This is a genomic window from Marinovum sp. E3 (assembly GCF_055755275.1).
Genome location: NZ_JBVTQV010000005.1, coordinates 70,264 through 87,995, shown reverse-complemented (window position 1 = coordinate 87,995; position 17,732 = coordinate 70,264). Strand labels below are relative to the sequence as shown.

At 61.2% G+C, this 17,732-nt stretch carries 14 protein-coding genes; 11 read left to right on the top strand and 3 right to left on the bottom strand.

Going from position 1 to position 17,732, the window contains the following annotated elements; genetic code table 11:
- The first annotated feature begins 152 nt into the window (after positions 1-152).
- The 5 genes from AC0J5K_RS21265 to AC0J5K_RS21245 all read left to right on the top strand — a co-directional run bounded on the left by AC0J5K_RS21265 (position 153) and on the right by AC0J5K_RS21245 (position 6,643).
- Positions 153-4,415: a strawberry notch-like NTP hydrolase domain-containing protein gene (locus AC0J5K_RS21265; protein WP_274563576.1), complete on the top strand. Its 4,263-nt coding sequence runs from the start codon at positions 153-155 to the stop codon at positions 4,413-4,415.
- Between the two features lie 121 nt (positions 4,416-4,536).
- A complete protein-coding gene (locus AC0J5K_RS21260; protein ID WP_008282931.1) occupies positions 4,537-4,923 on the top strand; it encodes a DUF6878 family protein in 387 nt (128 codons plus the stop codon).
- A 1-nt stretch (position 4,924) separates the two neighbouring features.
- Positions 4,925-5,386: a DUF6915 family protein gene (locus AC0J5K_RS21255; RefSeq protein WP_274563574.1), complete on the top strand. Its 462-nt coding sequence runs from the start codon at positions 4,925-4,927 to the stop codon at positions 5,384-5,386.
- A gap of 100 nt (positions 5,387-5,486) precedes the next feature.
- A complete protein-coding gene (locus tag AC0J5K_RS21250; protein ID WP_274563572.1) occupies positions 5,487-5,789 on the top strand; it encodes a hypothetical protein in 303 nt (100 codons plus the stop codon).
- Positions 5,790-5,914: 125 nt separating this feature from the next.
- Complete coding sequence (locus AC0J5K_RS21245; protein WP_274563570.1) at positions 5,915-6,643, top strand: DUF736 family protein; 729 nt, start codon at positions 5,915-5,917, stop codon at positions 6,641-6,643.
- A 274-nt stretch (positions 6,644-6,917) separates the two neighbouring features.
- Here AC0J5K_RS21245 and AC0J5K_RS21240 read toward each other — a convergent pair whose 3' ends face one another.
- The 3 genes from AC0J5K_RS21240 to AC0J5K_RS21230 are packed head-to-tail and all read right to left on the bottom strand — an operon-like array spanning position 6,918 to position 10,257.
- On the bottom strand, positions 6,918-8,339 hold the full coding sequence (locus AC0J5K_RS21240; RefSeq protein ID WP_274563568.1) for a phospholipase effector Tle1 domain-containing protein: 1,422 nt from the start codon (positions 8,337-8,339) through the stop codon (positions 6,918-6,920).
- 3 nt (positions 8,340-8,342) lie between these two features.
- Positions 8,343-8,951: an SLATT domain-containing protein gene (locus AC0J5K_RS21235; protein ID WP_473009961.1), complete on the bottom strand. Its 609-nt coding sequence runs from the start codon at positions 8,949-8,951 to the stop codon at positions 8,343-8,345.
- Entirely contained in the window at positions 8,932-10,257 is a 1,326-nt protein-coding gene (locus tag AC0J5K_RS21230) for an SMODS domain-containing nucleotidyltransferase (protein ID WP_274563565.1), read from the bottom strand. Before AC0J5K_RS21230 ends, AC0J5K_RS21235 begins: the two co-directional genes overlap by 20 nt.
- A gap of 178 nt (positions 10,258-10,435) precedes the next feature.
- Between AC0J5K_RS21230 and AC0J5K_RS21225 the strand changes: the two genes are divergently transcribed.
- From AC0J5K_RS21225 to AC0J5K_RS21200, 6 genes are all read left to right on the top strand, one after another.
- On the top strand, positions 10,436-11,497 hold the full coding sequence (locus AC0J5K_RS21225; protein ID WP_274563563.1) for a helix-turn-helix domain-containing protein: 1,062 nt from the start codon (positions 10,436-10,438) through the stop codon (positions 11,495-11,497).
- Between the two features lie 7 nt (positions 11,498-11,504).
- Positions 11,505-11,990 carry a PIN domain-containing protein gene (locus tag AC0J5K_RS21220; RefSeq protein ID WP_274563561.1) on the top strand — a complete coding sequence of 162 codons (486 nt, stop codon included), beginning with the start codon at positions 11,505-11,507 and terminating at the stop codon, positions 11,988-11,990.
- Positions 11,991-12,582: 592 nt separating this feature from the next.
- On the top strand, positions 12,583-13,512 hold the full coding sequence (locus AC0J5K_RS21215; protein ID WP_274563559.1) for a DUF2493 domain-containing protein: 930 nt from the start codon (positions 12,583-12,585) through the stop codon (positions 13,510-13,512).
- Between the two features lie 539 nt (positions 13,513-14,051).
- The gene (locus tag AC0J5K_RS21210) at positions 14,052-14,258 is read left to right on the top strand and encodes a hypothetical protein (RefSeq protein WP_138578410.1); all 207 of its coding nucleotides are present in this window, start codon (positions 14,052-14,054) and stop codon (positions 14,256-14,258) included.
- 560 nt (positions 14,259-14,818) lie between these two features.
- On the top strand, positions 14,819-15,412 hold the full coding sequence (locus tag AC0J5K_RS21205; protein ID WP_274563552.1) for a helix-turn-helix domain-containing protein: 594 nt from the start codon (positions 14,819-14,821) through the stop codon (positions 15,410-15,412).
- A complete protein-coding gene (locus AC0J5K_RS21200; RefSeq protein ID WP_274563550.1) occupies positions 15,399-17,732 on the top strand; it encodes a relaxase/mobilization nuclease domain-containing protein in 2,334 nt (777 codons plus the stop codon). The genes AC0J5K_RS21205 and AC0J5K_RS21200 overlap by 14 nt, the downstream gene beginning before the upstream one ends.

The following is a 17,732-nucleotide window of genomic DNA, read 5'->3' as shown; positions in this document are numbered from 1 at the left end:
GTTTTGCTGCGTGGCTTTCTCTTTGTTGCTGAGGTGGGCGGACCACGTTGACGGCCCGCCCTTCTTAATGGCTTTTGGGTCGGATCTCCTGAAAAGCGAAAGCGGGCTTTTTGTCCTTTGGAACTCAGACCCTGATCCAAAGGAAAATCCCCATGACCAAGCCCAAACCGGCAAATCCGGCTCTCTCAATCTCCCACCCTGATCTCGCCTCTGCCCTCGCGCAGATCGGCGCGGAGGTCGACAACCAGCCCCTGCGCAGCTCAGCGCTCGCGCGCATCATGCGCGAGACGTTCCATGGCAGCGATGCCGGCGGTGCCTGGGACTGGCGCATGGCCTATGACCTGATGCAGGCCGCGGCCATCCAGGTGCTGCTGCGTGAGGACGGTGCAGCAGGTGACATCGCCGCTGCAAAGCTGCTTGCCTCACGGCTGCTGACGGAAACCCGCCGGTCAGAGCAGCAAATCCGGCTGCAGCAATTTTCCACGCCGTTGCCTTTCGCGGCAATGGTCGTGCGGGCGGCAGCCATTCGCAAAGGCGAGACCGTGCTTGAGCCCTCGGCTGGCACCGGTGCCCTGGCTGCTTTCGCCGCCCGGGCCGGTGCCACGCTTTTGCTCAACGACATCGACCCCTTTCGCCAGCGCCTCCTGCGCGCGGTTTTCGGCGGCGAGGTCACAGGCCATGACGGGGAGCATATCGACGATCTGCTGCAGGCACCGGTTCTGCCCGACGTGGTGGTGATGAACCCGCCCTTCGCCTCCTCGGTCGATCGCTCCCGCGACAAGCACATCGCCGCCAAACATCTCATCGCGGCTGCAAAGCGTCTCGCGCCCGGTGGGCGGCTGGTGGCGATCATGCCGCCGGGGTTCACGCCCGAACGCGATGCCGCGCATTGGTCCCGCGCCTGCGGCCTGCTCACGCCGCGCCTGTTCCTCACGATGCCGGGGCAGGTTTACCGCAAGCTCGGCACCTCGGTGGAAACCCAGCTGATGGTCTTCGACAAGGTGCAGGAGGACGGCGAGATGAACCGCGTCCCTGTGCGGGATCTGGATGAAGCCCTTCCTTTTGTCGACGCCGTGGCCGCAACCCGGACCGAGATGCGCCCCGTCCAACGGGCTGAAGCGATCCCTCATGCTCGGCCGACTGTTGCATCATCTGCCCCGCGCAAGACCGCCGCTGCGCCTGTCGCCCCCTCCAAACCCCGGGCCAAGGCCGTTGTCCCGCTAACTTTCACGAGACTTGAGACCCCGCGCGACAACACGCCCATCTCGGACATCTATGCGCGCTACCGTCCGCAGCGGATCGAGATCGCGGGTGCGCAGGAACATCCCACGCCGCTGGTCGAAAGCATCGCCATGGCATCGGTCGCGCCGCCGGTGCCCTCAAACACGGGTAGTGATGACTTGCGCCTGCCCGCACGGTTGATCGAGGAGGGAGATCTCTCCGAGGCGCAGCTCGAGACCATCGTCATGGCACATGATGCCCATGGGCGCGACCTGCCGGGGCGGATGCGCCTAGATGACGACCAGACCAAGCTGACGCGCGCTGATGATGACCCTAAAGCCCGGGCCTATCGCCTCGGTTACTTCCTCGGCGACGGCACTGGCTGCGGCAAGGGGCGCGAATGCGCGGGTCTCATCCTTGTGAACTGGCTTGCCGGGCGCAGAAAGGCGATCTGGGTCTCCAAATCCGCCACGCTCATCGAGGACGCCACCCGCGACTGGACCGATCTTGGCGGCTCGCCCGCCGACATCCAGCCGCTCTCCAAATGGAAACCGGACCAGCCCATCCCGATGGGCGACGGGATCCTCTTCGTCACCTACGCCACGCTGCGGTCCGCGGGCAAATGCGGCACCACGCGACTGAGCCAGATCCTCGACTGGATGGGCGAAGACTTTGAAGGCGTCCTCGCTTTTGATGAGGCCCATGCCATGCAGAACGCGGCGGGGTCCGAGCAGGGCAGGGGGGTCAAACCCTCCCAGCAGGGCCTTGCGGGCCTGCGGCTGCAACTGGCAGCACCCCGCGCCCGCGTCTTCTACATCTCGGCCACGGGCGCCACGAGCGTGCACAACCTGGCCTATGCTGCGCGTCTCGGTCTCTGGGGGCAAGGCCCCGAATACCCCTTCCCAAGCCGCGAGAGCTTCGTCTCGGCGATGGAGGCGGGCGGTGTCGCCGCGATGGAGGTGGTCGCACGCGATCTCAAGACGCTCGGGCTCTACACGGCCCGTGCCCTCAGCTTTGATGGGGTGGAGTACGACGTGCTCGAACACGCGTTGACCCCGGCGCAGATCGAGATCTACGACGCCTATGCGGGCGCCTTCCGCACGATCCACCATAATCTCGACGCGGCACTGACAGCGACCGGCGTCAACGACGCCTCGGGCGAGACCAATGCCTCAGCTGCACGCGCCTCGGCCAAGTCCCGGTTTGAAAGCACCAAGCAGCGCTTCTTCAACCATCTCCTGATGGGCATGAAGGCCCCGACCATCATCCGCGCCATCGAGGACGACCTGGCAGCGGGCAACGCTTGCGTCGTCCAGGTGGTCTCAACGGGTGAGAGCCTGCTGAAACGCCGGCTTGAAACGATGGACCCCGACGACGAGCTCGTCGAGGGGGCCTTGACGCCGCGCGACTATGTTCTGGGCTACCTCGAACAAGCCTTCCCGATCCACGCGCAAAAGCTCGTGGAGATTGACGGCAACATGGTGGCCGAGCCGCTCCGGGATGAGACCGGCGCGCTGGTCGTCTCGCGCGAGGCGCTCGCCTTGCGTGACGCGGCCATGATGGAGTTGATGACTCTGGCCCCGATCCCCTCGGCGCTCGACCAGATCCTCTGGGCCTTTGGTGACGAGGCTGTCGCCGAGGTCACTGGGCGATCTATCCGGCCCCTCAAGGCCGAGGACGGTCATCTCTTCATCGAAAAGCGCGCCGCCAGCAGCAATTCCTCCGAGACCCAAGCCTTCATGGACGGGGAGAAGGATATTCTGATCTTCTCCGATGCGGGTGGCACGGGCAGGTCCTACCATGCGGCACAAACGGCGAAGAACCAGAAGCGGCGGCGGCACTACCTGCTGGAACCCGGCTGGCGTGCCGATACGGCCATCCAGGGGCTCGGCCGCACGCATCGCTCGGCTCAGGTCAACGCGCCCTTCTTCCGGGTCTGCACCTCGGATGTGCATGGCGAAAAGCGTTTCACCTCGACGATAGCCAAGCGCCTCGACCAGCTGGGGGCCTTGACCAAGGGTCAGCGCGAGACCGGCTCGCAGGGCATGTTCCGCGAAGAGGACAATCTCGAAAGCCCGATCGCGCGGGCGGCGCTGCGTGGGTATTTCGCCGATCTTGCCGCCGGGCGCGCCGAGGCGATGAGCTACGAGAGCTTCACAGACTGGACAGCCCTGCGGCTGATCGACAAGGACGGTGTGCTCCTCGAGGAGCTTCCCCCGATCCAGCGGTTTCTGAATCGGGTGCTGGCGCTGCCTATCCACATGCAGAACGCGCTCTTTGCCGAGTTCATGCGCCGGATTGCCGATCAGACTGAACGGGCGCGCGCGGCGGGCACGCTCGATCTCGGCGTCGAAACCCTGCGCGGCGAAAAGATCGAACAGGTCGGGGCGGAAGATCTCTGGACCTGCCCGAAATCCGGCGCGGTGACGCGGATCATTGGGCTCAAAGTGACGGACCCGGTCCATGTTCTGGGCGCCGAAGAGGCCATGTCGCGCAATCCCGATAAGCTGCCGATGGTCAACCGCGCGTCTGGCCGCGCGGCGCTCATCTCGGCGCGACCGATGCAGATGTATGACGAGGACATCGTCACATGCATGCGCAAAGCGGTGCGGCCCAGTGGGTCCAGCTATCTGGAGGAGACGAGGTTCGGGTCTTCGGCCTGGGAAGAGATCGGCAAGCCTGAGTTCGCACGGCTTTGGGATGCCGAGGCTGCGTCCTTGCCGAAAATCACCACGACCAAGCTCTACCTGCTGACCGGGCTGCTGTTGCCGATCTGGAAGGACATTCCGACCACCAATGAGCGCATCTACCGGGTCACGCCGGATGGGGCGACCGCGATGATCGGGCGCACGCTGAGCGAGGAAGGGGCGGCCGCGCTGCGCGCCCGCTTCCTCGTCTCGAATCCGCAAACGCCGCAGGAGATGTTGACCGCCGCATTGGGCACTACCGCACCTGTGGATCTGGGCCGGGGTCTCACCTTGACCCGTCGCCGGGTCGCAGGCGAGATGCGTCTCGAGCTCTCTGGCACGGATCGAGGCATGATCGACAGCTTCAAGGCGATGGGGTGTTTTACCGAGATCATCGCCTTCCAGCTGCGGGTGTTCCTGCCGCATGGGGACGGGGTCGACACGGGGAGCATTCTGGCCCGGATCGTTGGGCAGGGAACCACCAAGGCGGCAGAACAAGCCGCCTGAAAAGTCAAAGCGGGCTTTGGGTCGGGCGTCGCGGATCGGGATTTGGCCGGTCTGCGCTTTCCGGGCGCGCGCTGACCAATGCCACGCCCGGCCCCCCAACTTCAGACAAGAGGACGGACCCATGACCAATCCCCAGATCGACTATGCCGCAATGGCGGCTCAGTGGCGTGCAGAGCGCGAAACCACCTTGAAGGCATCCCGCACGGAGCTGCTCGCGCAACTCCGTGCGCTTGGCATCAGCGAGGTCACCGCCGAATACGAAGGCTATGGCGACTCCGGCAATGTCGAGGATGTGACGGTGCAGCCTGCAGAGGTCCAACTGCCGGAGGCGCTTGCCACAGAGGTTGGCGACTTCGCCTGGTCGCTCGCCTACCACCATCACCCGGGGTTCGAAAACAATGAGGGCGGCTATGGCACGCTGACCTGGGACTTGCGCAACGACAGCATCACGCTCGATCACGCGGATCGTTACGTCGAATGCTCGCACAGCTATGACGAGGGACTGTGAGATGGCCCATCCGCTTCATCATGCCGAAAGCTCTGCCCGGAAATTCGGCGGGGTGCCGTCCGACTATCAGGCTGTGCACGATTGGTTTGACGCCTCGAAAGAGCACCTCGCGCTCTTCACGCACAGAGCCATGCGCCACCATGCCCAAGGCCTGTTCGAGGCGGAACGTGTCTTCGGCCTGACCCTGACCAATAGCGCGGGTCGGGACATTCCCGTGCGCTGGATTGGCGAGCAACATGTCCGCGAAGACTGCCAGGGCCGCATTCCGAGTATGGCAGACTGGCTGCGTCGGATCCAGCCTGAGCCATGGATGGCCAATGGCCATATCGACCAGCAAGCCGGCGATGAGCCCTGCGGCGACCCAAGGGTTGCCTGGGTCTCCGAGGTCGCCGCCGGCAGAACGGTTCTTGGCCTGAGAGCTTGGATGGCGGCGCGCGCGACGCAAGCCACGCAAGGTGCCTGACAGCTCCCGGCTCTTTGCCAAACAAATGCTGCATGGAAGCCCGGTTGGACGACCGGGCGTCTTGCGTCGTTTCCCCACCATTTTTCTTCTGGAGTTTCACATGACACTTGAAGACATCAAGGCAGCCGTCGATGCCGGCCAGACCGTGCATTGGGCAAATACCGGCTACGTTGTCCACATGGACCGGCTCGGTCAGTACTTGATCACCTATGTGCCGAACGGCAGTTGCATCGGCCTGACCGACCGGAGCGGGCAAAGGTTGAATGGAGATGAGGCAGAGTTCTTCATCGCGCGATCGAAGGACGGCGCGGTAAATCCGGGCAGCCAATCAAGACCAGACGGGCAGGGGAGGGGCGTCGCACCCGGAGGCGCGGGGGCATTCCCACTCGGACGGCAGCTCTGACCCCTCGGCGGGGCTGAAAGGAAAGCAGGCTTTCTGATTTGTGATCCCTCAAGGGGTCGAGAAAGCAATCCCGGATGCTCTGGCAAGAACGTCAGGCACCGGCCAATCTGAAAAGGAACCATCCCATGTTCGCAGGAACCCTCACCCGCAATGCCGAAACCGCAGCCGCCGAGTACACCGGCATGATCCATTCGACGCGCTTCGATGTCGCCATCCAGCTTGAAAACCGCCCGAAGATGTCCGAACGCAGCCCGGATTACGACGTGACGGCAGTCAACAAAACAGGCCGCAAGGTGCGCATCGGCACGGCCTGGAACGAGACCGGCAATACCAGCGGCAATCCCTACATCTCGATGCAGATCGATGTCGGCCTCGGCCCGTTCCGGGTCAACGCGGTGCAGACGAAAGAGGCGCGCACGGCCCAGAGCGGCGCATTCGAGATCATCCCGCTGGTCTCGAACGGCCTGATGAAATCCGGCTCGATTTCAGGCGAGCTCACCGCGATGGACGCGGACAACGCCTTCACCGGCTACATCGCCAACATGATGTTCGATCTGGAGGTCATGCTGATCGAGAACAGCTACAAGACCGAGGAGACCCACCCAGATTACCGGATCGAGGTCAGCTCGCCCCGGGGCGCACCGATCCGGGTCGGCTCGGCCTGGATGGCGAAAAGCAGCCGCACGGGCAATGACTACCTGTCGCTGCTGATCAACACACCCGATGGCGATCTGCGCGTCAACGCCGTGCAGAACGAAGAACAGCGCGGCGGTCAGACCTTCTCGATCATCCCGTTCATCGACAGCGGTGAGCAGCCGCAGGACGCGGGCGCGGGGCTGTCGCTGGTCGCGTGATCAGCGCACGCGGTTAGACGATACGCACCGAAAGGGGAGCCGTGGTAACACGGTTCCCCTTTTTCTTGTCTCGATTTTGCGGCGAGACAAATCCCACGATTCTTGTGACTGTGTCATCCATATCCTGCCAAAGGTTGAGATTGACATCAATTTCAGGATGCTACGCTGCAGCTTGGCAAATGAAACAATCGCTGTGGTCGTTAGGTACCGATTCAAGTGAACTCGCACATCGCTGCGCAGAGAGAGTTGTTTCGAAAAAGACCCGAAGACGCTGTTACGTCTCATAGAAACGCTTCAGATCGCATCGCTTGCTCAGTTGTTGCGGCCGATATGGTTTAACCTCTCCGAATTGAGCGACCGCGGTCGCCTGCATGCGTTCTTGTACAGATGGGTGGAGAGGGAAATCATCGCCAACTTCTCGGGTTCCTTTCTTCCATGGGATGCTGATTGGTCCTAATCTCACGATCGCGTCCTCGCGATGCTGCAGGCCCAAGGGGTCAGGAGCGCGGTTGAGATAATTCTCGTTGATTTTGATTGAAGGCACACACTCCCTCAACTCATCCACCATCCAGTCTAGGGCGATATCACTGAGACGGGATTCGGCCTCGGGGTAGCTGCCACCGATGTCGCTGTGACAACCCGGAAACCAGATCTGCTTGAGCCAAGCCGGTTCTCGATCTTTGGTCTCAATCGCGGCTTTTTTAGACGCCCATCCGACTCGCGGGAAGTCTGCGCGGTCTTCGTCGATCGCCATTGCGTGGCGGGCGTGGTTAACGTCGGGATCAAGCCACATGTCGTAGTTGCGCTTGTTCCAAGCGGCGAAATGTCCTGTCTTCAGAATCTGCGGCCAGTCTGTCGGGCGCCAAATCTTCAGTTTGCGATCAGGATCATCAGAGAAATACTTGAAATTATCGAGCAATAGAGAGCCCAGCTGCCAGATAAGCGCGCCGAGCAGGACGCCAAGAGGAATGACCAGAAGCAATGACCACCCTAGCACAAGACCGGCGACGAAGGCGGCACCGATTGCAAAGGTGCTGCCCCAGACCAAAGTGCGCACGACTGCTGTCCGCAGCGACGCCACCGTATCGAAAACCCCGATGAAGGTCGGCTGGACGTTGCCTTGGTTTTCGTCGCCCTCCTGCGGGGCACTTGAATACTTCTGGCGAAACCTGCGACCAAGCTCTTCGCGGTGCTTGAAGTAAGGGTTCTGCCCTCGAGGCTTTCCGGCACCGTGGTTATAGACAAACTTCACTGCATCCTTGGCGATCTTGCGTAAACCGGGCCCGTGGCGCGGAACGGGTTTGCCATCGGGCATTTGTGTCGGGATACCGCAAAGGTTCATGACATTCGCCAGTGCCCTGACCGTGTAAGCCCCGCGCGAGAAGCCGAACAACAGCACGCGGTCGCCGGGCTCATAATGGGCGATGATTTGTTCATAGCAATCGATGATATTGTGATCGATGCCGGTGCCGACTGCACTTTCGAGGATAGGTTTGACGCGGCCAAAGAGCCCCCCGCTTTCGCCCGTACCCAGCCCAGGATCGTAAAAGGCGACTTGATCCTTTGGGTTAATTGGTGAGTCTGGGCCGGGACGCATGGCGCGATACATCTTGTAGACGTTCGAAAGGCGTTGGTCCGGCCTAGACCCGCCCATTTGCCCGGTTCCATCGGAAAAAATACAGATATTCTTTGTCATTATTTACCTTTTGCCTTCAGTTTGATTGACTTCTTTCTGTTTAGGCCGTCCGCCGGATCGCTTTAGCGAGAGCGGAAGAAAACAGTCTATCTCGTCATCCGTGAAGGTCATGTCTTCCATCTCCTTCAGCCGTCTTTGGGTCTCCTTGTAGGCTTTTCCGTCAGTCTGAGGGGCTCCTTCATAGAGGGCTGCAAGCATGGCCTGTAGTTCGTCGCGACGCTCAACTGCGGCTTCATGTGACAGTCTCGGCAGATCGGTTAGCAGTGAGAGGTAGCATTCTCGGACGTTCCAGAGCTTCGCGGCTGCGTCACGATGTTTTTGGGCGGTAGCACCGGGATCGAAGTTCTTCAGATAGGCCGCAACAAATAGCGTCATAAATGAAATGCCGACAGTCGCGACCTCGACCCATAATTCTTCTCCCACCACGACTCCGATCGCCCCTGCGCTCGTCAGTGCTGAAAGGGTGATTTGCAAAACCTTGTACCTGCGAAGTGTATCGGCAGAGCGATCGGCCATACGTTCGTGGGTTTTGTGAGTATAGACCACCCGTCCAAAGCATTCACGGACCTGATCCTCGAACGCGATATCGTAATCAGGCGGCATAGTCTTCATCCTCGGCATCTCTCACACGGATCGGGACGTGGATGTTGTCACGCGCAACGACCACGCCTCGGCTGACCGCGTAGCATTCTACGAGGTGATCTCCGCGGAAGTTTGTGGTCTCTCGGCGCTCACCGCGACCTTCGTCGCGCACGATCTGTCCCCGGATCACGTCTCGACGCTCGGCTTCTTCGCCACGGTTCAAGATTTTCCAAAACAACTCGGTATCATCGGGAAGATCGGTTGCATCCGCGATGAAGAATCGAAGGCTCTTTTTCGGCAGCAGAACGCCATGCCGCTCCAATAGGTCCCGAAGCATTCCCGGACGGAATCCATCCTGCGTCACTTCGCAGTTGATACGAAGATGGTATCGAATATCGACCGGAAATCTGTCTTCGACAAACTGCTCAGTGTTCTTGAAGACATGCGCGAATGCGGCAGCCTCTCCCGCAGCACTCTTTGCCGGTGCTGGGTAGGCGTTCCCGAACAGATCCCGCCATTTTTGGCGCTCGTTCTTCTGTCCGCTCGCATCGATGGCTTTCAGACATAAATCGTATGCCTTCTTCGCCTTCCGCTCGAACCGCTTCTTGACGCGGACGCGTTGGCGACTGCCAAGCGCTGCATACTCGGATTGCTTGGGCTGATCAGCCAGGAATTCGAAGAAATCTCGGCACATGTAGTCGTAGTAGTGGAAGCTCTTGGTATCGTATTCGTCGGTCGACTTGAGGAAGTTGTAGGCGAGAGTGTCGATCAGAAGGCCGCCCATGGCGACGCCGTGCTTGTTCTTCCAGGCGCGCGCCATCTTGCACAAGCGGCGAAGGTTCCGGTTCTTGCGCTCATTGGCTTCTCTCATTTCATCGAGTTCAGCCTGCGGCTTGGTATTCTTCCACGACCCACCGTTTGCGGTGTCAGGGTACTTGTAGCTCCCATCAGCTAGCTTGAAGGCCGGCATCACTTCGATGTGGAAATCGTTGTAAAGCACCCGGACAACCAAACGATCCACCTTGACGGTCGTCGAAGGGTATCGCCGCTTGATCGCAGCCTTGGCATCGTGAAGAAGCCGATACTGGCCCCCATCCTTGTAGCTATCCCACTTCCCGGCAGGCATGATGTAGATCATGTCCAAGTCGGAAATGCCCTTGATCGCCGTCCAACGGCCATAGGAGCCAACTTGAAGGCTGTTAGCCGTTTTTGACTCTGTGTCGCGAAACTCCTTGTTAAGGGAAGCAGTGACTTCGCCGTATCGCAAGGCAATCGTCGCGGCATTATCGATCTTGATGTTATCGAGAAAGGTCTTGAAGTCTTCCGAGATGCCCATTGAAGCCTCGCGTTTTTGCCGGTTCAGCGCCTCTTAGGCCGGAGCGGCGGTTTACAAATTTGCCTTCCTTTTGGCGTCATGTTACAAGTTAGGGACAAAAAGCCGCGCTTTCAAGCGTTGTAGTTTACAAAATATTAATCACATGGGTGGAATGTAAACCACCCACTGGGAGGACGTTATGATTGGCAAGCGACTCAAAGGAGCCCGAGCGGCATCTGGCCTCTCGCTCCGTGCACTTTCCGATGCCATGGAGAACAAGGTATCCGCTCAAGCCATAGGCAAGTACGAGCGCAATGAAGACATGCCCGGATCGGGCGTGCTGCTAAGTCTTGCCCGAGCACTCGACGTTTCTGTGGATTTCCTGCTCAGCGATGACGAGCTTGAGTTGGAGGGCGTGGAGTTTCGCAAGTCAGCCAGCTCGTCAGCCAAGGAGATCGCGACGATCGAAGCCAAAACGCTCAATATGGTTGAAAAGTATCTAGCTATCGAAAGCTTGCTGAATCTTTCGAGTCAGGAATGGGATGCCCCGCACGAAGCGCCCTACTGGGTGGCCGATGTTCGTGATGCCGAAGACGCGGCTCGCAATATGCGTGCTTCCTGGCAGCTGGGTCACGACCCGATTCCAATGCTTGCCGAACTCTTAGAGGAGCACGGTATTAAGGTGTTGTCTTTGGACGTTGATCGAGTTGATGGGCTTGCGGCGAAAGTCCGTCGAAAAGAGCATCACTCCGCGCGGGTGATCATGATCAAGAAGAAGACCTGGTCTGAGCGGAAGCGCTTCAGTTTAGCTCACGAATTGGGCCACATGGTTCTTAAAGTCGCCGAAGGATGCGATTCAGAACGCGCCGCAAATCGATTTGCTGGTGCGTTCCTCGTTCCGGCAGAAGTGCTAAGGCAGGAGATTGGTGCCCGCAGAACGGACATAAGCATTGGTGAGCTCATTAGTCTGAAGGATCGGTTTGGCGTTAGCATTCAAGCGCTGACGTATCGATGCAAGGATTTGGAGATCATCAACCAGGCAACCTTTGCGCGCCTGTTCAAGGTCTATAAGCAACGTGGTTGGAGGGATGAGCCGTTCGAGGAGCCAAATTCCATTCCTTGGGAACGAGAAGAACCGGACCGCTTTCAGAGGTTGTGTTTTCGTGCCCTGTCCGAGGGGTTGATTGGGTTGTCTCGCGCAGCTGAGCTTCTCGAAATACGAGTAAAAGAACTGGAATTACGGTTGGACCACATGGCATAGTGCATATGTGCAAGTTCTTGTTTCTGATACCTCCGTCCTGATCGACATTGAAAGAGCCTCGCTGACGGCGAGGCTCTTTGATCTCCCCTATGATTTTGTTGTCCCAGATATTCTTTATGAAGCGGAACTCCTCGACTGGATGGGTCCTGATCTGATCGATCTGGGACTGAGAGTAGAAGAGCTCACGCCAGAAGAAACAGCACGCGCGACAAAGCTGAAGCGGGCGAAAGCTATGTTATCGACGCCAGATGTCTTTGCATTTTGCCTGGCGGCTGGAAGAGATTGGGTTCTCCTTACCGGAGACGGTGCGCTCAGGGCTGAGGCAGAGCGCCAAGAAATCGCGATGCACGGCGTCTTGTGGGTGTTCGATGAGATGGAACGTCACGAGGTTTGTTCGACCGCCCTCCTCAAGTCGGGTCTCGAGGCGGTTCGTGATCATCCGAGATGCAGACTTCCCATTAGGGAAATCAATAGGCGCCTTGTGAGATACTAATTTGTTTATTCGGCTCGATGGAATAAAATTGTTGCGAAGCTCTTCTTCGCTTCAGCCTGTCGGCCTCCCCAGCTCGGCTTCGCGTGTCGCAGGGGAGAACGGCCCTTCGGTCCGTCGCGCATTCGGCCATGCGGCCTCACCGCGGCGTCGCACCCGGCATCCCGGTTTGCCCGCCTCGCGAGCACGTCCCTCCCCGGCCGCTCCGCCGGATTGCGCTCTGGTCTGTTTTGCGGGGCAAAACGATCCCGCCGCTTCATCCGTCTCCCGCGTCCGGTCGGGCCGTTTGCCTGCTCGGGTCGGGCAAACCTACCGTCAGAACACACACACATGAGTGCGGAAGCATATCCTCCGGATGGCCCCCAAATCAGCCCGCGTCAAGGATCGCAAAACTTTTCGGCGAGGGCGGGGCCTGTGGCGGGGGCGGTCCTGTGCGTGAGGCCGCGCATGTGTCGGGTGCCGCGCTCGGAAAACTTTTGCGCCCGGCAAGCCGGCGGCTGCGCCGTCCCTGACCCGGGCAGATTCGGAAACCAGGCATTCGGCCATGCCCCCACACTCACGTGGTGGCCTTGGAACCGAACACTGGAGACCAGACATGGCTTACGAGAATGCGAACACCTACGAGACCATCGAACTTTTCGGACTGACTGAAAAGGACGCGCAGCTGCCGATCCCGGAGGATCACGTTCTGACCGACCACATCGTCCGCGAGAGCTTCGAGGCTTTGCTCGGCCAGCTGCGCGGGACCGGGCTTGAAGCAGAAATCGAACCGCTGGCCCATGGGCTCGCGACGATCCTGCAGCGCCGCAAGGTGGCACTCGGCAAGGAGGTCGACCGCACCGCCGACAAGATCGGTGCGTTGGCAAAATCCCACGACGGATCGGAGATCGCCGAGACCGCGCTTGAAGAGGCGCAGGCGCGCTTCCTGCAGCTGCGCGAGATCGTCGGCGCCATCGAGGTGATGAGCGAGGCGGCAGCGGAATGCTACGAGATTGAGACGGGCCACGCCTTCATCCCGGCAGCCGGGTCGCGCGCCAGCGTCCGGGCGCAGGAGACCGGGGCGGTCTTCGAGGCACGGCAGCTCCTGGAGCAGCACGACCGTGAAACCGCCGAAAAGTCGAAAGTCGAGGGGGTGCCCCTGATCGTCTCAGGTGCCACCGACTGGACCGATGTCGATGTGATCTTCAACACGCTTGACAAGGTTCGCGAGCGGATCAAGCAGAACCGCAACCAGGAGATCTTCCTCTGCCACAAGGGCGGCAAGCACGGGGCGGAGATGATCGCTGCCCGGTGGGCCCGGGCACGCGGGATAGCACAAGCGCGCTTCGATCCGCGCTGGTCCGCGCATGGGCGTGCGGCACCGTTCAAGTGCAACGATGAGATGCTGGACGACAAGTTCGCGGCGACGGGGGTTGTACTCTTCGGCGGCAACGGCGTCGCGCTGAACCTCGGGCAGAAAGCGGAAGCGAAAGGACTTACGGTCATGCGGGTTGCGGACCCGGCGAAGAATACGTCGCAGGATTGAAGAGAGTGGGTCGCGCTTGGCGCGGCCCTTTCGTCATGTCTCATGGCGCGTGCGGTCGGTCACGCGTGATCGGCAGCTCGCGGCGGCCAGCACCGTTATCCCTCTACCCGGTCCGTCACAGTGCGGCCCATCCGCAAAGGTACGGGCTGGGGATGGTGCGCACCTCACGCTCATCGCCAACTGCTCACGATGCCGGGGCTCGATACGCAGCCCTTGAGGCTGAAGACCAGCACGGGCCTCGGGGGGTGTTTCGGAACATCGCAGCCACGCGGGCGGGCTTTGTCAGCTCCCCGGCCAGGCTCGGTGGGACGCGGACATTGATGTTGGCGGCTGCGTGATGGCAGAGGTCATTTGGGTCTCTCCTTTTTGCTCATTGATGTGGATCGCACGGGGTCGGCCCAATCGTGCCCTGCGCTTGCGCTTCGGCAAGCACAAATACGGCTTCCACGGCGGGGCCGCGGACCCTCCGCATTTGCACTTGCGACTGGGCCTCTTGCCCCCGTGCTGGCAGATCCCCATCGCAACAAGGAGTAACCCAAATGATCAACCACTACGTCGCCACCGTCCCCGTCAAGTTCACCGATACCGATGGCCAGGAACGCACCCGTTTTCAGCGCGTGGGCGCGATGTTCCGCAACACCCGCAACGGGGACGGCTCGGAGTTCTTCAGCCTCAAGCTCGACTTCCCGGTCGCGGTCTCGGAGCTGGTGATGTTCCCGCCGAGCGCAAAGGACCCCCAGGACTGAATCCTGTGACGAGGATGGGCCGCCCCAGGATGATCCGGGGGCGGCCCGATCCCTGTTTCAGGGATGCCGGGTCCGGCGGTCAGATCGCGCGAGGCGACCTCACGAAGCTGCCGCTCGCTGCCCATTCAACGGACGCACTTCCCCAGGAATGATCAGGCCGCGACAGGGCGGCCAGTCAGCCTCAAGGGGGCCATCCACAAAAACCTATCGGCCAGGGCCTCCCGGTTTTTGCGGCAGAGATTTGGGGACCCAAATCTGGCCCTCCTTGACCCTGCCTGTCCGCCCTGTCGGTGGGGTTTGCGCCCGCCCGCGTTTCCGTCCGAACACGTGGCGTTCGGCCAGACCCTCGGGCGGTGCTGGTGGACGGGACCCCTAGGACAGGTAGGTCGCCCGGTGGTGAGGGCGGCAGAGCCGCGTCCCTGCGGGCCGCGGGGGAAGCGGACACCAAGGCTGCCTGAGACTGAATGCGACGTAAGTATATAATTGACAGCTAGGTATATTATCGTAAGGTGGGAGCAGCCTTGGTGGAAGGTGGCAGGAAATAGGGGGGCTTTCTTCGCATGTCTCGTTCAAAACGTCTCACAGATGTGGACCGCATGGAGATCGTTCGCGAGGCTGCGGAAGGTGTGTCGACATCCGTGTTGGCGGAGCGGTTTGGAGTGTCGCCGCGAGCAATCCAATACACCCTCAAAGCCGATGCCGAGCGCCAGACGGATGCTGCGATCCCGGTCTCAGCGGTCAGTGTGAAGGTGACCTCTGCGGAGCTTGCAGCCCTCGATGCGGTGCTGGTGACAGCCGGGATCGAGAGCCGGGCCGATGGGCTGCGGCGGCTCATTCAAGCGGCAGGCGGGGTGTTCGTTCCGGACGCGCAATTGGCGGCCGAGATGGCGCGCTACAGGGCCTCGCTGCACGAGGTCGGCAATGGCGTCGCGCAGATCGCCAAGCAGATGACGCAGGCCAACCGGCAGGGGCAAGGGGCCGTGGGGGGCACGAGTGCCGAGTTCTCCGAATTGCGCCTCGCGCAGATGCGCGGGCTGGCGCGGTTCATCCTCGATTCCGCCGACGAGATTGACTTGGCGATCCGGCGCCGTCGGGACGCGATGCAGCTCGAGGCCACGGCCGCGCTGAGGGAGTTTGCGCATGCGGCTGAATGATGCTGTCCATGCCGTCACGGGCGAGGTCTTCCGGGACGGCTGGAGCCGCGTCCGGGGCTCGATGCAGGGGCTGCATGTGGCCAAGCAGAAACAGCTCATGCGCGCGGCGGCAGGGCACCGGCCGGCGGTCTTTAAGGCGATCCGGAGCGGCGGCACGCATACCAAATCGCAGCTCGCAAACCAGCTCGATTACCTCACCACCAAGTCCACCCATATCGTCGACTCGAGCGGGTTCCTGGATGGCAAGGCGAAGCTCGAGGCGGGGGACATCAAGGACCTGACCGAGCGGTTTGCCAAGCGGTGGGATGCGGGCTTCAAGCCCAAGCTGGGCCAGACCACCCATATGCTCATGTCTTTCCCCATCGGTACGCGGGGCGAGGATGTGCGCGACATCGCGACGGATGTGGCCGAGCGGTTCTTTCAAACGGATGAGGGACATTTTGATTACATCATCGCGGTGCATGAGGACCGCGATCATCCCCATGCGCATCTGGTGCTGAACCGCCGCTCGCAAGAAGGCGAGTTCTTCTTTCTGGGGCGCAACCATCGCTTCAACTATGACGACTTCCGCCTCGCTATGGTCGAGGAGGCGGAAAAGTACGGCGTGCGCCTGGAAGCCACGCGCCGCGTCGATCGCGGGGTCGTGCATTACCCGGCTCGTACAAGCGAGGTCTACGCCGCGAAGGACGAGGGCCGCGCGCCCCGCGAGCGGGAGCGTGTGGGGCAGGACCTGACGCGGACGCTGGCGGAGATCGCCAATACCAGAACCGTCTACCATTCGCTGGCCGCGGAGGCTTCGCGCGAGGCCCGCGAGGATATTGCCGCGGCACTCTTCCGCGCGGGCGAGGTGCTGGCGCATGGCGGGCAGGTGGACCGAACAGGAGATGTCTATATGGCCGAGGATCAAAGCTTCGAGGATCTGAGAAGCCTCTATGCGGAAAAGCTCGCGCGGGTGCAGGGCATGATCGCCGAGAAGTCTGACGCGGAACGTCCCGTGCTGGAAAAACGTCTCATCGAGATCCAGACGCAGGTCGAGTACATGCAGCCTCTCGGATTGCGATCATCCACGCTGTCAGAGACCCCCTCGGAGGGCGGGATCTATTCCGAGGCCAATATTGACACCAACCAGCTCGCGCGTCTGGCCGAGCCCGATCTGAGAGCGCGCATTGATGCAGCACTACGGGGCACCGGGATCAGCACATCGGAAGTGGTGGCCCGGATCGAAACGGGCGCCTCAAATGCTGCTCTCGAGCATCAATGGATCGCCGATGATCTCTCCAAGGTGGCTGAGGCGCGCGATCTGAACCTTGAACGCCGCGCTGATCTGGACCAGGCGCGAGACATTCTCAACGATGTGCATGTCGCGCTTGGTACGCTGTTGGAGCGCGAGAACGTGCTGCGCCGGGATGGCGTCATGGAAGCGGAACCGATCAGCGAGCGGTTCCATTATCACCGGGACGCGGTCCGGGCGATGGAAGGGACAATCCGTCAGGAGATGCGCGCAGAGGGTCTGACAGCGCAGCAGATCGAGGACCGGGACTGGGAGGTTGTCTCACGGGCGGAGCGCCGGATCGAAACGGAGCAGCGTGCATATCTCGAGGCACACCCGGATCTGCTCGCACGCCCTGGCGATGTGATTGACCGGTCTGAGCCCTACAGGGAGACCATCACCGATGCGGCCCGCGCCAGCGAGATCACCCGTGAGGTCGACCGGATCATGGAGGCACGCGACCTCCGCACGTCCGTTGCAGATGCAGTCACGGATGACTTGCGCGCGCGCTATCCGGACATGCCGTCCCACCTTGCCCGCGGGCTCGGTGCGACCTATGCGGCCGTCGTCGAGATACGCGACACGGAGGTCATCAATCAGGTCCGCCGCGAAAACGAGATGCGCGACGGGCTTGGGTCTGGCACGCGCGACGACATCCCCGCCACCCGCGATGAAACGGCGGCGCAGTTTGACCGTTCCGACCGTGTCCCAGAGGAGATTGCACGTGTCCTTGATCATGAGCGGGCCGGGGAGTTGTCCGCGCCCTTCGAGACCGAGGCGGAGCGGGACGCCTTCCGTGGCGAGATCGCGCGGGTGCTGGACGTTCGCCAACTAGACCGGCTCACATCTGGCGATGCCGATGCGCTGGACAAGGTTCTCGAGGACCGTCTCGACCGGCTCTATGTCGCCAAGGTCTATCTGCAATCGGATGCAGCGACGGCCAACACGGAGGCCTTGCGCCAGGTGGTCGATGATCTTGCCGACACCGAATATGAAAAACACCGCGCGACAGACGTGGATGGCGAAACCGAGCGGGGACAGGTCCATTGA

Bases quoted from the DNA above. Each gene is read 5' to 3' on its own strand.
- AC0J5K_RS21215 (WP_274563559.1), top strand. From the start codon at position 12,583: ATGGCTTACGAGAATGCGAACACCTACGAGACCATCGAACTTTTCGGA.
- AC0J5K_RS21205 (WP_274563552.1), top strand. From the start codon at position 14,819: ATGTCTCGTTCAAAACGTCTCACAGATGTGGACCGCATGGAGATCGTT.
- AC0J5K_RS21210 (WP_138578410.1), top strand. From the start codon at position 14,052: ATGATCAACCACTACGTCGCCACCGTCCCCGTCAAGTTCACCGATACC.
- AC0J5K_RS21260 (WP_008282931.1), top strand. From the start codon at position 4,537: ATGACCAATCCCCAGATCGACTATGCCGCAATGGCGGCTCAGTGGCGT.
- AC0J5K_RS21235 (WP_473009961.1), bottom strand. From the start codon at position 8,951: ATGAAGACTATGCCGCCTGATTACGATATCGCGTTCGAGGATCAGGTC.
- AC0J5K_RS21255 (WP_274563574.1), top strand. From the start codon at position 4,925: ATGGCCCATCCGCTTCATCATGCCGAAAGCTCTGCCCGGAAATTCGGC.
- AC0J5K_RS21225 (WP_274563563.1), top strand. From the start codon at position 10,436: ATGATTGGCAAGCGACTCAAAGGAGCCCGAGCGGCATCTGGCCTCTCG.
- AC0J5K_RS21230 (WP_274563565.1), bottom strand. From the start codon at position 10,257: ATGGGCATCTCGGAAGACTTCAAGACCTTTCTCGATAACATCAAGATC.
- AC0J5K_RS21240 (WP_274563568.1), bottom strand. From the start codon at position 8,339: ATGACAAAGAATATCTGTATTTTTTCCGATGGAACCGGGCAAATGGGC.
- AC0J5K_RS21265 (WP_274563576.1), top strand. From the start codon at position 153: ATGACCAAGCCCAAACCGGCAAATCCGGCTCTCTCAATCTCCCACCCT.
- AC0J5K_RS21200 (WP_274563550.1), top strand. From the start codon at position 15,399: ATGCGGCTGAATGATGCTGTCCATGCCGTCACGGGCGAGGTCTTCCGG.
- AC0J5K_RS21250 (WP_274563572.1), top strand. From the start codon at position 5,487: ATGACACTTGAAGACATCAAGGCAGCCGTCGATGCCGGCCAGACCGTG.
- AC0J5K_RS21245 (WP_274563570.1), top strand. From the start codon at position 5,915: ATGTTCGCAGGAACCCTCACCCGCAATGCCGAAACCGCAGCCGCCGAG.